Source organism: Acidobacteriota bacterium (assembly GCA_018268895.1).
In the GTDB taxonomy this organism is placed as follows: Bacteria; Acidobacteriota; Terriglobia; order Terriglobales; family Acidobacteriaceae; genus Edaphobacter.
In genome coordinates, this window is the sequence record JAFDVP010000007.1 from 254,710 (window position 1) to 269,851 (window position 15,142).

The 15,142-nt window shown below is 59.2% G+C and carries 6 protein-coding genes; 2 read left to right on the top strand and 4 right to left on the bottom strand.

The genetic code is table 11. The features are described from left to right. Positions 1 to 513: a hypothetical protein gene (locus tag JSS95_08630; GenBank protein ID MBS1799876.1), complete on the top strand. Its 513-nt coding sequence runs from the start codon at positions 1 to 3 to the stop codon at positions 511 to 513. On the opposite strand, the gene JSS95_08635 is transcribed toward JSS95_08630, so the two are convergent. The 4 genes from JSS95_08635 to JSS95_08650 all read right to left on the bottom strand — a co-directional run bounded on the left by JSS95_08635 (position 493) and on the right by JSS95_08650 (position 11,214). Further along, positions 493 to 1,779 (bottom strand): alpha/beta hydrolase family protein, encoded by a 1,287-nt coding sequence (locus JSS95_08635; protein ID MBS1799877.1) that lies wholly within the window; start codon positions 1,777 to 1,779, stop codon positions 493 to 495. The genes JSS95_08630 and JSS95_08635 overlap by 21 nt on opposite strands. A gap of 305 nt (positions 1,780 to 2,084) precedes the next feature. Further along, positions 2,085 to 5,534: a TonB-dependent receptor gene (locus JSS95_08640; GenBank protein MBS1799878.1), complete on the bottom strand. Its 3,450-nt coding sequence runs from the start codon at positions 5,532 to 5,534 to the stop codon at positions 2,085 to 2,087. 531 nt (positions 5,535 to 6,065) lie between these two features. Continuing rightward, positions 6,066 to 9,452 carry a carboxypeptidase regulatory-like domain-containing protein gene (locus JSS95_08645; protein ID MBS1799879.1) on the bottom strand — a complete coding sequence of 1,129 codons (3,387 nt, stop codon included), beginning with the start codon at positions 9,450 to 9,452 and terminating at the stop codon, positions 6,066 to 6,068. 421 nt (positions 9,453 to 9,873) lie between these two features. Continuing rightward, on the bottom strand, positions 9,874 to 11,214 hold the full coding sequence (locus JSS95_08650; protein MBS1799880.1) for a glycosyl hydrolase family 39: 1,341 nt from the start codon (positions 11,212 to 11,214) through the stop codon (positions 9,874 to 9,876). Positions 11,215 to 11,754: 540 nt separating this feature from the next. Between JSS95_08650 and JSS95_08655 the strand changes: the two genes are divergently transcribed. Then, positions 11,755 to 14,949, top strand: coding sequence for a TonB-dependent receptor (locus JSS95_08655; GenBank protein MBS1799881.1), 3,195 nt, complete (start codon positions 11,755 to 11,757; stop codon positions 14,947 to 14,949). The last annotated feature ends 193 nt before the right edge of the window (positions 14,950 to 15,142 follow it).

Here is a 15,142-nt window from a genome sequence, read left to right on the forward strand (position 1 = left end):
ATGAAACACCTTCGCTGTCTGATTTTTCTTCTCGCCGCTACCCTCTTTGTCCCCTCCACTCTTCACGCGCAGATTGCGATCTATGCCGCCGGCACGGGAGCCTCGCTCTCGAACGCCGGGACCAGCTGGGGCTATGGCCCGCTTGTCGGTATCTATAAACAGGGCGGACACGCCGCCAACACCGTCAGCCTGGGCGCGGACCTGCGCGGCTCCTTCGTCTCGCGCGACGGCTTCCACTACTACACCGGGGCTATCGGTCCGCGCATCGCCATCCAGCCGCACGTCATCCCGCTGAAGCCCTACATCGAAGGACTCGTCGGCATCGCCAGCTATAACAGCGGCACCGGAACCTCCTCCAGCACCCACCTCAACTACCAGGTCGTCGGCGGACTCGACTCCACCATCCTCCCGCACCTCGACTGGCGCGTCGTCGACATCGCCTACAGCGGAGTCGCCAACCAGTCCATCAAGGCCGTCACCTTCTCTACCGGACTAGTGCTGCGGCTCTGGTAAGGCGGGCGCTGCTTCCGCGTCCCGCAGCGCCTTGAAGGCGTGATACACAAACGACCCCAGGTACCACCCATCGATGTACTTGTAAGGACTCTCACCTGTCGTGTAATGCCCGCACGGCAGCACCTTCGACACGTAGTCGACCTTGAGCCTGTCGAGGTGCTTCAACACCTCCAGCGAGAGCTCGCGAATGAAGGTGAGGTCGTAGGTAGCGTGCACCACCAGCACTTTTTTTGGCTGCACCGCAAAACGCTCGACATAGGCGTGGGGGCTGATGGCGTCGAAGACCGTCCGCACGTCGTCCTGCGTCAAGCCCGCCTGCTCAAACGCCGCGCGGATGTGGCGTGTACTCTGCCCCGTCCACACCACGTCGCCGAACGACGTTGAAGCATGGTTGAACGCGCAGATGCGGATACGCCGATCGAACGCTGCGGCGATGAAGGCATAGCAGCTTCCCAGACTGGTGCCCAGCACGCCGAACTGCTCATAGCCCTGCGACTGCAACCAGTCGATGCAGCTGCGGATATCCACCACCGCCTGACGGCACGCCGAGATCGTGCGCCCCACGTTGGAGCTTACGGCGTAGTCCGAGCGCTCCAGCTCCACCGGCCGGCGTATATCGTGGTAAGGCTTCGACAGCCGCAGCGCCGAGATCCCGAACCGGTTGAAGAGCGTGCACAACGCGTTATGGCTGACGGCGTCCGCATTCCACTGCGGCATCACGATGATGGCCTGCCTCGGCTTGCCCGCCTGTTTTTCTGCAGGGGCCGGATACCACCGCGCATTCACCTGGTCGTTCTCCGGATACTGCGAGCGCACCGGAGAGGTGAAGCGCAGAAACTCCACCTTGTTGCCTTCGCCCGACTCCTCCAGCCGCCGGTACTCTGCAGCCTGCTCCAGCGTCTCCGGCCGCACGTTAGTGGGAAACAACTGCGGATGCCGTATCTCCAGACGAAAATCAGCCGGAGTCTCATAGCCAAAGAACTCCTCCGCGCCCGCAACGATAGATTGGTTCAAGCGCACCATGCGCTCGAAGCCATCCCTTGCTAAGCCATTTGTGTCTTTTAAATTGTCATCCTGAGCGGAGCGCTGCGGAGTCGAAGGACCTGCATTTTCCTCTACCCGTGCCGCACCCAGCCCAGCCCCCGGCAAAAACTCCGCAAGCCAGTCCTCACCCCACTCCAGGGGCCGCACAATACGGTTGGTATCGCGAGTGGTCAACGCCGTCTCCCAGGCGTACATCCACTTCGCATAAAGCTTTCCGAGCATCCGTCTAGTTTATCAAGCCAAAGCCGCCTTCCTCTACGGCGTCTCCGGCAATGGCTCCTTCAATGGCACAACGGACTTCGGCGAGACCGTCTTCAAGATCCAGTACACACCGGCTGCCGGAAGTACTCGATGTGTATGGGCAGAACAGCAGTAGAGCTAAATAGGATTAGCGCTATATTCCCGGTCGCTGTAAACGCAAAATGTCGTCATTCCGAGAGTCGTTGCTCGTTTTACATCTTTTGGAAGACGAAGAAGCCCGGCTCCATCGAGCCGGGCTTCTTTGTTGCAACTTTACTCCGTCTTGCTTAGAAGGCGTAACGGAGGCTGAACTGGAGCTGACGCTCCGAAGAATAGGTACCGCCCTTGGTTGTAACTTGGCCAAAGGTCTTGCTGGTCGGGCCCATGTCAGGGTTGTCCAGGTTCGGATGGTTCAGGTAGTTGAATCCTTCCGCCTTGAAGACCAGCATGTGGTTCTCGTGGCTTGGGATGATGTGGAACTCCTTCTGCAATGCAGCCGAGAAGCTGTTGAACCCCGGGCCGTAGATCATGCCACGCATGCCGCGCGGAGCAAAGGTACCAGGCACGGGTGAGCACCAGATACCAGAGGTCCGATCAGTGGCGCTGGGGTTATTTCCGAAGTTCTTGCAGGTGCTGGCTTCAAACCACTGGCCGACTCCTGTACCACCAGCAAACTGATGGGGAATCCGGGGATTTGTGGATAGAACCGAGAACTGATTCCCGGAGCCGGGGCCGACACCGGCATAGTCGTTACCCTGTGAAACGGTCTGCGGACGTCCCGACTGCGCCTGGATCGTTCCGGAGAACTGCCAGTTGCCAAGCAGCGTGCGGCCAAAATAGTTGCTCATATTGTTCGCCAGACCGATGTTGTACACATAGTTGAGCACCAGCACATGACGCGTATCGAAGTCGCTGGGGCCGAACATGCGGGAGTTGTTGAAGGCATCGACGATGTTGGTGCCGTTCGACGAGCCGTAGTCAAGGCTCTTCGACCAGGTATATGCCGCGCCGAAGAGCAGTCCCTTGGTGAGACGGCGCTTCAGGTTGGCCTGCATCGAGTGATAGAAAGAACCACCCGTGTTCTCGGCCTCAATGATGGTCGAGAAGCCCTTATAAGGGCGAAGGGCATCGGGCTTGGAGACGGTTGGATTAGCTTGGATGGTTCCCGGTTGGAGTTGGTTAATGTTGGCCAACTGCTCCAGGTGATAGCCGCGGCGTCCGACATAGCTCAGCGTGAAGACCGCAACATTAGTGAACTCATGCTCCACGGTCACATTCCATCCCCATGATTCGGGGCTGGGGTACTTCAAGGCATGCGATGTGAAGGCCAGCGGAAGCTGGTTGACGCCATTGCCACCGGGTGCGTCCACACTACCGTTTGTCACCGAAGAAGCCGGCTGGAACGGAGCGTTGCCGCCGACGTGAACCGTGTCGCTAATACCTAGACGCTGCATATAACGGCCAGCGCCTGCGCGAATGACCGTGCCCGGCTCAATCTGATAGGCGAAGCCGAAGCGCGGCTGGATGTTGCTGTAGACGGTTGGCGAGTAGTAGTTGGGGTATCCGCGGAAGAGTCGCGCATACCCGTTGGCGAGAATCGCAGCCGGCACATGCCCCTTGGCCGCATCAGGGAAGCCGCTGCCCGGAATAACAACGCCGTTATACGCATCGCCTCCACTGAGGAAGCCAGTTGTCGGGCTTACGGTGGGAGCAAGAGACGGATTGTAGTTTGCTGGATTGAAGAACGCCTGGTTGCCCCACAGCGCATGGTACGACTGCATGATGTCGTAACGAATGCCATACTCCAGCACCAGCTTCGAGTTCACGCGCCACTGGTCCTGGCCGTACATGCTCCACATGTTGCCGCGGAAAAGCGTGTAGGAGCGGGTCCCGATCTCGCCATAGGTATTGAAATTACCGAGAGCCGCATTGGCAATTGCAGCACCAGATGTGACGGACTGCTTGTCGACGAAGTTGAACAACCCGTTCTGGTTGTTGGTGGTTCCAGGCCGTGTGTTGTCGACCGAGATCTGGTCGTAGTTGTTTTCGCCGGCATATTCCCACTGGCCGCCGAACTTCAGAGTGTGATTGCCCCAGACCTTAGTGACGTTGTCGCCAAAGTCATAGACGATACCGCCCGAGCGCGACGGATACGGGCCGCCGTCCAGCGTGCCGAAGTTGGCGATCTGGATGGTCGGGATCTTGTTGGGCACAACCTTGTCAGCCGAGCCGAAGAGATACGGATAGTTGATGCCGTACTTGGTACGGTCGAACAGGCCCGAAGAAGTATCGATTCCGATGGTGACGTGGTCGGCCGCTCCGGAGGCGAACGCATCGTTAACCCAGGTGGGGCTGATCGTATAGGTCCAGTGCACGACGCCAATCTGGTTCGGGCGATGGAAGATACGGGGGTTGGTATTGAAGTTGCCGAAGTGCGGCTCGTAGTCATCGTAGTTGTAGTTCAGCAGGCTGAACCGGAAGTGGTGTTTGTCAGTCGGAACAAAGTCGACAACGACAGAGTCCTTGCGCTGGCGCTCGGTGTAAAGCGCAGAGTCGGTCCAGTTGTAACTCGGAGCACTGGTGTTCGGGAGCGGGTATGCCTTCAGCAAGCCGATGCCATTGGGGCTCAGCTGCGACGAAGGAATAATGTTGCCGGCATACGGCGTTCCGGTGGTAGGGTTCACAAGCTGTACAGGCGAGCCGTAGAAGATGTTCGAGCCCAGCAACTCGCTAAAGTTACCGGTCCGCATGAGTGCTGTCGGGGACTTCTGAAATGCCACGTCGGTGTGGTTGTACTTCACCCACTCCTGGCCGACGAGGAAAAAGAGCTTGTCATGGTTCTTGTTGAATCCGGGGAAGAAGACCGGGCCATTGAGGTTCCATCCGAACTGGTTGTAGCGGAACGGACCACGCGCAACCTTGGAGAAGTTGTTCTTCCACGTATTGGCATTCAGGGCGTTGTTGCGGAAGTACTCAAACGCGCTTCCATGGAACGACGTCGATCCGCTCTTGGGAACCATGCGGATCTGGCCGCCGGAGGTGCGGCCATACTCCGCCGCATAGCTGGTCGTAAGCACCTGGATCTGCGAGGTCGAGTCCACATCGGCCACGCCGACGCTGGTGCCGTTGGAACGTGTACGCACCATCGGTGCGCCGTCGAAGGTGATGACACTCTCCTGCGAACGCGCTCCGTTGACGTTGATGCCGTTGTCGAGGCCGAAGGAGAACGCTGCCATCGATTGGCTGCGAACCACGCCAGGCTCCATCTGCGCGAGGTAGATCGGGTTACGGCCGTTGAGCTGGATGTTCTTAACCTGCTCCTGCGCGATCAACTGGCCTACGGCGCCGCTCTCGGTCTGCACGGTGTTTGCTGATGCTTCGACGGTGATCGATGTGGCGGTATCGCCCACCTTCATCGTGACATCGACACGGCGCCCGATGTTCGGGTCGACGTGCACTTCGTTCAGCGTGGTCGTCTGGAAGCCCTGGGCCTCCACCCGCACGTTGTAGACGCCCGGGGGGACGTTTGCGATGGTGTAGTTGCCACCGTCGTTAGAGACAGCGTGGAGCTCAGCGCGAGTACCTTGGTTTTGCAGGGTGATGTTCGCCTTCGGCACAACGGCGCCGGATGCGTCGGCGACGGTTCCGGTTACGGACGATGTATCCTGCGCGAACGCGCTCGAGACTCCGAAGAGCGCGCACACAAGAAATAGAACCGTGTAGATGGGAAACAGCAGTCTGTTTTTCAAGCTCAGCCTCCAAAGGTTGAATCTTGCCAGTCGTTATATTTCGTCGTAAGTTACCGCTTACGACAGGTTTTTATGGGCAATCCGTTGTAGATAATCTGACCTAGCAATGTCAAGCACTAATGTGTTGCCGAATCGGAGTCGGTCTCTGGGTACCACTGTCAGATGTACTTGTTATCAGCAACTTACACGGACATAAATTCTGAGTTAATCCTGTCTAGCAAAATCTTGCTGTGCCGGACAACCGTTGCCGACATACGGCGCGGATCCAATCGCTTTCTGCCATTTACGTAAGCGGCTATCTATAATTCAGGTCGCGCTATAATTTAGCTCGCCTGTCGAGGTTTGTTTATGCCCGCTACGACGCGCAGCTTCCTCTCAAAGGTTGCCCAGCCTTACCCCATTCAACAAACTATAAATTGATGCAAAAAAGGATGCCGCCGCGGTGTCAGTGCCGCAACAGCATCCGGGAGAACTTCGGGAGGCAGACGAACTCTCAGGTCGAGAACCCGCCTGCCGGTTTTAGAACAGCACCTTCACTGCGAGCTGAATGCTGCGGTTGTCCATCGACGTCCCCGTAACCCTGCCCACCTGGGAGTTGTTGATGTTCCCCTGCGGGTTCGAGAAGATGGGGTGGTTGAAGATGTTGTAGGCCTCCGCGCGGAACTGCGCACGCACCCGCTCATAGACCTGGACGTTTTTGATCGCCGAGAAGTCCACGTTGGTCGTGCCGGGTCCGCGAAGCACGTTGCGGGTGACCCAGCCCTGAACCGAAGGATTGTCGGCCGAGTTGCGGCTGACGGAACCGGTGTAATTGTTCGTGAACACCGAATCGTCAAACCAGTGCAGGGGCGACGGGTTGCTCAGATAAGCATCCGCCACCTTCTTGCCGGAGACCAGGAAGGCGCGGCAGCCGATGTTCGCCGCAAAATTGCACCCGCTGCGCGAGACGTTGAACGGGTAGCCGCCGCGAAGCTGTATCGCAGGCTGGACCGACCAGCCGCCGGCAAGCACGTTGGCCGCGCCGGACTGCATCCACCGCTTGCCCTTGCCGAACGGCAGCTCATATCCACCCGAGATAACCCCCTTGTTGCGGTTGTCAAAGTTCGAGTACGAGCGGTCGAACGACATCGAGGTCGCGAACGAAGAGTCGTTGGCCGCGGCCTCGCCCGAGAAGTTGTCGATGTTCTTCGACCACTGATAGCTGGCCAGGTAGTAAAAGCCATGGCTCGCACGCTTCTCGAGCTTGACCGAGCCGCCGTGGAAGTTTGCATCGCCTCTGGTACTGCTGGTCAGAACACCCTGGCTGAACGCCTGATAGGGCCGGTTGGGATTGAGTTGCCCAGCGGGAACCGTGCACCCTGTCGCGGCATACGACGGCGCCACAAACGGATACTGGGTGCACTGGTTCTGGTCGTAGCGCTTCCACGACTTGTGTGTCTCACTGCCCGTGTAGGCGATCTCCAGGATCATGTTGTGCCCCAGGTCCTGCTGCACGCTCGCGGTCCACTCTTCCGTGTAAGGACGGTTGTTCTTCGGAAGAATCGAGAACGGTGAAGGCACCTGTGCTACGCCGATAGCCTGGGTTGGATCGGGCCAGAGCTGGTTGACTGGGGTGTTGTTGAACGCCTGCTGGAAGTACAGCGGAGCGGCGTAACGAGTGAACTGAAGCTCGTTGGTATTGATATTGTCGAGGTAGATGCCAAAGCCCGCGCGGACCACGGTTCCCGGACGGGCCTCATACGCCAGCCCAACGCGCGGCATAAAGCCCTTCTTGTTCGGCTCGATGATGCCGGGACGATAGGTCCTGCTCAGGTCGTAGTACGGCTTGTACGAGAGTGGAATGTTCGCCGGGATCTTGCTGAAAGTGACCAGCCCCGTCGTTGGATCGAGAGTGCCTTCCAGGCCATTCTGTTCGACAAACGGGCTGTTGTACTCCCATCGCATGCCGAGAGTGACGGTCAGGCCATGGCCGAACTGCCATATATCGTTGAAGAATGCGCCATACGTGTTGTCGCGATAATGGCCCAGCGTCGTTCCGGCGTTGCCGTTACAGGCTGAAGTACACATGCCGCGCGCATAATTCTGGAACTTGTTGTAATAGACACGAAAGCCCGTGACCGGATCAACATATGTTTTCTGGTCTGTTGGGGTTCCAATGACACCAGGGCAGTTGCTCGCGGAGCAGTTGTCGAACGTGGCGTTGCCGCGGGAGTTGTTATCGGCAATCTGCCATAGACGGCGGTTCTGGTACTGGAAGCCGGTCTTCCAGGTATGCTTGCCGTGCACAATGGAGAGCGAATCGCCGATGCTGATGACGTTCTCCTTACCACCCTGGTCACCCGCGCCGTCACCCACGTTGTTATAACCCGCGATCGTGAAGCCGGCGCGGCCGTTCTGCTGCTTCGATGTGAGTGCGGTGACGTTGGTCAATCCTGCCGCAGCGGCCCACTGCGTGTTGGGGTCTTGCAGTACGGCGAGTCCGATGTTGTAGAACTGGTTCCAGCCGATACGCACCTCATTCACGATGTTGGACGAGAAGAGGTACGTGTTGCCGAGTACAGCATTACGGCCCACCAGCGGATTCGAGAGGCTGCTGCCGGTCACCTGGGGCGTGATCTGTGCGGAATTGAAATCAATATACCGGGCGAAGAGCGAGTTCTTCTGCGAAAGAATCCAGTCACTGCGCAGCGTGTAGCTGTTGTAGTTCTCGGTGAACGTTGCGTTCTGAAGCGCGTAGTTGTTTCCGTTGTAGCCCGGTACCGCCGAATCGCTCGTCAGCTTGGGATACGTTGCGGCGAGTACGGCCGAGGCCTTATTGGAATTCAACATGGCAGGGTTCCAGCCAATAGGATTCTTAACGCCTATGCAGATTTTGCTCGCGCTCGGTGTGCAGTTTTGGCTCACGATCGAGGCGTTGCTCGCTATATTTGGATCCGCTCCGGTGGCGTCGCCGCCAAGCTCTGTCTGCGTCGGGAATATGGCAAACGCCGGGTTGGCGCGGGCCGACTTCATCCCTTCGTAGCCGCCAAACATAAACAGCTTGTCCTTGATGATCGGGAAGCCGACCGTGCCGCCATACTGGTGACGGTAGAAGTCCGGCTTCACAGGAGTGCTGGCATAGGTGGTGAAGTAGTTGCGGGCATCAAAAAGCGCATTGCGGGCGTACTCATATGCGGTGCCGTGAATGCTGTTCGTGCCCGACTTCGTCACCATCGATACGACCGCCTGGCCCTGGCCATACTCCGTCGAGAAGGTCGAGCGCAGCAGGTTGAACTCCTGGATCGCGTCCGTGTTCGGCAGGATCGACATGTTGTTGAAACGCATCGAACGAACATAGGTGCCGTCCAGCACATAGTTCGTCGATGAGGCACGTCCACCGTCGACCGCGATGTAAAGCTGGCGGCTGCTTGTCTGGGTGCCCGTCTGCGCGGGAGTGCCCGTCTGGCCGCTCTGCGGCGGCGAAACGCCCGGGGCGAGAGCTGCGAGCTGGAGGACGTTGCGGCCATTCAGCGGCAGATCGTTGATCTGCTTCTGGTCGATGACCTGGCCGACGGTCGCCTCCTGCGTCTGCAACTGCGGAGGCAGCGTGCTCACCTCGATGGTCTCGGTCCTTTCACCAACGCTCAGCACGACGGAGCCGTTGGCCGTCTTGCCGATTTGAACATCGAGCGAGGGAATCTGGCTGGTCTTGAAACCCTGCTTCTCAACGCTCACCTTGTAGCTCGCCGGAGGAATGTTCGGGATGGACCAGTCTCCGTTGCTGTTCGACGTCGCGGTACGCTCTGCGCCGGTAGCGTTGCTGGTCAGGGTGATCGTCGCGCCTGCAACGACGGCTCCGGTGGAGTCGGTGACTTTGCCCGCTGCGTCGGAGCTGGAGCTGGCCTGGCCGTAAGCGAAGGGCGCCATTGCATGGAAGGTGACGGCGGGAATGGCCGCCAGCAGGAGCGCGAACGAGACGCTGCGAACTCTGTGCAGAAGGACTTCCAATGACAGCGTCGTCTTTTTTCCGTTCTGCATGTAGCGGTTTCGGGTGGGTGAGCAATTCATAAAGCCTCCGAAGTGTGGCCGGCGCTCCTGGAACGCCGGGGTTGTCGTAACGGTGTGAATCTTTGAATCAAAAATTTGAGGAAGAAATTGAGGACTCAATGAGACGTCTCATTTTTTCGTCGAGGATAGTACCGGCACTGAATTTCGACTGTCAAGATTTATTTCGCGGCCTGCACATTCTCTTGCTTTGCCCCAAAAATGGAGCGTCTCAACTAAGTTGAGACTTTACCGGCAGATACGGGCCTGCCTGCATTCTTCATACCGCCAAGCCCTATTGGAATTACCGCATCGACACCACGGCAACCTCGTATGGCTCCAGCCGCAGCAAGTTTCCCTGCATCTGGCCGGTCGCGATAGGGTTATCGCCGGTAGACGGCGCTACGTAGCTGACCGCGCCCGCGTTCATGTCCGAAGGCAAAGTAATCTCCTGCGCGGTGCCGCGCTTGTTGATCGCCAGCAGCTTTTTCCCCTGCGCCGTGACAAACCCCTGCACCGCGACCTCGTGGTTGCGCTCGCTCGTCTCCACCAGCTTGTCGCCGGGGCCAAAGTTGTCTTTCAGCAGCTTGAGCACCCAGAAGCGAGCGTTAGGCTGGCCCGTGTTGTAGTTCAACATGCTCACGCTCGGATACTGCGTGGGATAGCCCACCAGTTGCGATTCGCCGACGACATCGATGCCCATTTTTGCGGCATCGACATAAATGTAGGCATACATCGCGCCGGCCAGGTTCCAGTACTCCTTCGGCTCGGGCGTTGCCTTGTAGCCGGGGATGCTGTTGCTCTTGCCGTCCTCAGGAAGAATGACGCCAAGCTCGTTGAGATCGGTCTTCGTGTTGGGAGAGAGGCGGTGCTTGATCTGCTCGATGTAGCGCGCCGTCGCGAGAAAGCCGTCGGCCTGGTCGAAGAAGGTGTACTGCATCGCCGGGAACGGCTCGGACTCCGGAGGCGACGCATAGAAGTGATATGTGATGAAGTCCAGCGGCGTGCCCGGCGCATGGTTCCGAGGATTCAGGAAGTACTCGTACATCGCCCCATGCGTGCGCGGAGAAGCGGAAGCGATCGCCATGAACTTGATGTCCGGATCGACCTTGCGCATCGCCGCAGTCACAGCGTCATAGAACTTCGTGTAGTTCTCCGGCGTCCAGTGGTGCTCGAAGTCGATCTCGTTGAGCACCTCCCAGTAGGCGAACTTATAGTGATGGCCGGACTGGTGATACCTGCCGTTCTCATCGGTGAAGCCGCCCTTCTCATACCAGCTCAGGAGCCGCGCGTAGTAGTCGGCAGCCTCCTTCATCGTTGGGTCCTTGATCTCGGTGCCCTGCGTGTAACCCCAATAGACCTGGTTGGGATCGACGGGATATGTCACCGGCTTGTCCGTCTTCCACAACCATGCGGGCATGGTGCTGAAGTTCATCACCACCGAGTGGCCTTCGGTCGCCTTCATGAAGTCCTCGAGCGTGGGGTCGATGTACTTGAACTCCCACGACGTCTTGTCTTTCGCCGGCGGCTCAAGCTCGGCGACGGACTGCTTTGGATACGGCAGCCACGGAACGTAGCGGACATAGTCCGCGCCCAGCAGCTTCAGTGCGGCATATGTGCCGTCGTGCAGCTTTGAGCCGCGGATCGTCTCGGGATTCACCACAACTTGCAGCGTCGGCGTGGCCTTCGATACGACGACCGTCTTCGACCAGTCGACCTTGAGGCTCGGCGTTGCAGGTGCCTGCGCAAGCAGCACAGGCTGCGCGGCGAAGCAGCCCAGCCCGATCGCCGCAATCAGTGTGGAACGCCCGTTCTTCATGAAGTCTCCTCGGTAGAAGTAGTTGATCCGGTCTCGACCACCTGCGACACAGCGTATCTCAGCGGTATCGAGATCATCATGTGTGCTCGCATACAACCCCTGGGGCGGCACGCCCTGTGTATCTTCGTGGAGTTTCGCCTCCTTACAATACATTTGTCATCCATTCCGGGCGAACCGCCGTCATTCATCCCTGCAAAATTTGCAGCCTTTAGGCCAATTGCCGTAACGGTATTTCTGAATCTGCGCTCTAATTTTCATCAGAAATTAACTCCCCCTAGCATGACCTACAACTGAAACGCAGTGCGAGTTGAGTGCACCATCCGGCGTACTCAGAGGCCACTCCTACCCGCTTTCCCGGAGGGTATTATGCGCAAGTTGCCTGGCTGTTCCTTGTTCCTCTTCTTCCTCTCAAGTTTCTTTCTCTCAAGCTCGATCCTCTTCGGCCAGACGGTCGATACCTCCATCCTTGGATCGGTCGTGGACCCACAGGGTTCGGTCATAGCAGATGCCACTGTCGTCGTCCGCGCGGACGCTACAGGGCAGGAGAAGACCGTAAAGACCACTGGCGACGGCCAGTATCGCGTGCAGTATCTCGTGCCCGGCATCTACACGGTCACCGTCAACGCCGCCGGCTTTGCTCCCACTACGCGCAGCGGAATCCAGCTTGCGCTTTCGCAGCAGGTTCACCTTGACCTGCCAATGTCGATCAGCGGCACGCAGCAGACCGTCGACGTAAGCGCCACGCAGGCCCTGCTGCAAAGCGAGAACGCCACGCTCGGCACCACCGTCGATACCAACCGCACCGTCAACCTCCCTCTTAATGGGCGCAAGTTCAACGACCTCGCCGTGCTCACGCCAGGCGTTCGCGTCTCCAACCCCGACAATCACTCCTCCTCCACCGCTGGCTCCACCATCGCGTCCAACAGCGGCCGCGGCGACTGGGGCGCAGTGCAGGTGGATGGCATGGTGATGACGAATACGCGCTCGGCCTACGTCAACAGCTATCCCTCCGTCGACGCCATCGAGGAGTTCCGCGTGCAGACCGGCAACTTCTCCGCCGAGTACGGCTTCTCCGCCGGAACCAACATCAACGTGCAGTTGAAGAGCGGCACCAACCAGTTCCACGGCTCGGCCTTCGAGTTCATCCGCAACGACGCGGTCGACGCGCGCAACTACTTCCGCGTCGCCCCGCTCAAGAAGAACGTCCTCAAGCAGAACCAGTTCGGCGCAACGCTCGGCGGGCCCATCTACCGCAACAAGACGTTCTTCTTCGCCAGCTACGAGGGCCTGCGCTCGATCGCGGAGACGCCATCGCTGGCCAACGTGCTCACACCCGCGCAACGCAGCGGCGACTTCTCCGCCTACACCGGAACGCTGCGCAATCCATACACCGGCGGCACCTACGCCAACAAGCAGATTCCCGTGAACGCCGTCTCGCAGAACCTGATCAACACCTACATGCCCCTGCCCAACGGCACCTTCGCCGGCGGCCAGAACTACTCCGGCGCCAGCATCGGCAATCAGTCCAACAACCAGTACATCGGGCGCATCGACCACAAGTTCAACGACAAGAACTCCATCTTCATCCACTACATCTACGGCAAGCGCGAGTTCCCCGACACCGACGTCAACCCGAACTTCCGCTACACCGGCACCTACCCGATGCACAACGCAGCCATTCAGTACATCCATGTCTTCTCGCCGTCGCTGGTCAACGAGGCGCGCGCGGGCGTCAATCTTGAACATGTCAAGCAGTTGAGTCTGCGCACCGGAACCAGCTTCACCATCGAATCGCTCGGCATCAACGGCTTCCTCGTCGGAGGCCCGAACGGCCGGCCGCTCACACCCAATGAAGAGGGCTTCCCGCTGCTCTCCATCTCGGGCTTCCTCGGCATGGGCGACTCGCGCGCCGCATCGAACCTCGACTACAGCCGCACCTTCATGTTTGCCGACAACATCACCCTCACTAAAGGCAAGCACACGTTGCTCTTCGGCGCCGACATCCGCAAGGTCGCAGGCAACGCGACCACCAACAACACGCCCTTCGGCCAGCAGAGCTTCACCGGCGACATGACCGGCTACGCTCCGGCCGACTATATGCTCGGCGCTCCGCGAACATCGGTCACTCCCGAGGGCGTTCCCATCTCCGCCATCCGCCAGTGGCGTACCGCCGAGTACTTCCAGGACAACTTCCGCCTCAACGACAGACTCACCTTCAACCTCGGTGTGCGCTATGAGATCTACGGCGTACCAGTCGACACCAACAACGTCTCGCGCACGCTCGACTTCAGCCAGAACCCCATTCAACTCACGCCCGCGCCCGGACAGCGGCTCAACAACGTCTGGAGTATCACCTACAAGGACATCGCCCCGCGCGTGGGCTTTGCCTGGAGCTTCCGCCCGACGACGATCCTCCGCGGCGGCTACGGCATCACCTACTACGGCGGGCAGTTCGACAACCTGAATATCATGCAGCTCAACCCTCCAACGGCAGGCTCGCTCACCATCACCAACCCTCTCTGCTCGACGACCGCCACCTGCACCACGCCGCCAGTCGCCAGCATTCAGACTCCCGTGCCCGCGTCACTCTATCCCAACCCACCCTTCTTCAACGTGGTGACGATGCCAGCAGACCGCCGCAGGCCCGACCTCCAGGTGCAGACGTGGAACCTGACGGTCGAACAGCAGTTCGGCCGCGCCGTGCTCGCCAGCTCCTACGTCGGAACGAAGGGCTCGAACATGGACACCAGCATCCAATACTTCAACTCGCCGCAGCCGGGAGGCACCGGTGCCGTGCAGCAACGGCGCCCCTATCCCAACTTCGCCCGCATCCGCGCGCTCGACTTCACCGGAGCCTCCAACTACAACGCGCTACAGGAACACCTCGAGTGGCGCGTCAACCCGCGCTCCAACATCACCGTCTCCTACGTGTGGTCGCACATGTTCGACAACCAGGGCAACTCCACCAACACCGGAGGCTGCACCTGCCAGGACGTTCGCAATCCGCACGAGTGGGCTCCCGGTACCAACGACCAGCGCCACAACTTCGTGTTGGCCTACGTCTACCGCCTGCCCGACTTCACCCAGAGCCGCCTCGCAGGCTACGGCATCAATGGGTGGACGCTGAACGGCCTCATCAGCCTTGCCAGTGGAAGCCCGGTCAACGTGACGCAGAGCACCGATGCCCAGAACGTCGACAACCCCTGGCAGCGGCCAAGCCTCGTGCAGGGCGTCAGCCCCTACGTAGCGAACAAGTCGGCGATCAACGGCTGGTTCAACAAGAACGCCTTCGTCTCCAGCGGCCCGGCCTTCGGCACAACGCCGAGGAACTACCTTACGGGTACGGGCGTCAAGACCGTCAGCGTCTCGGTGATGAAGAACTTCGCCATGCCCTACGCCGAATCGCACAACCTGCAGATACGCTTCGAGGCCTTCAACGCCCTGAACACTCCGCAGTTCTCCAATCCTGGGGCGTCCTTCGGGACCAGCTCCTTCGGACAGATCTCATCCACCAAGATCAACAACCGCGAGCTGCAACTCGCGGCGAAGTACATCTTCTAGTACGAACAAACTCTGGCCACAAGAGCCGGGCGCCCCATATCTGGCAACTTCATCGCCAGATGTGGGGCATTCGCGCGAAGCACGAACCGCCGTCTCCCACCCCAACTCCCACCAAAAGATCATTGCTGCCTATGCCACGCCTGTGAGACTATCTCCCAACGATTGTCGAATCGCTCCCCAGAAGTGAGCGTTG

Coding starts and splice junctions, on each gene's coding strand:
- JSS95_08630 (MBS1799876.1), top strand. CDS start 1: ATGAAACACCTTCGCTGTCTGATTTTTCTTCTCGCCGCTACCCTCTTT.
- JSS95_08635 (MBS1799877.1), bottom strand. CDS start 1,779: ATGCTCGGAAAGCTTTATGCGAAGTGGATGTACGCCTGGGAGACGGCG.
- JSS95_08645 (MBS1799879.1), bottom strand. CDS start 9,452: ATGGCGCCCTTCGCTTACGGCCAGGCCAGCTCCAGCTCCGACGCAGCG.
- JSS95_08655 (MBS1799881.1), top strand. CDS start 11,755: ATGCGCAAGTTGCCTGGCTGTTCCTTGTTCCTCTTCTTCCTCTCAAGT.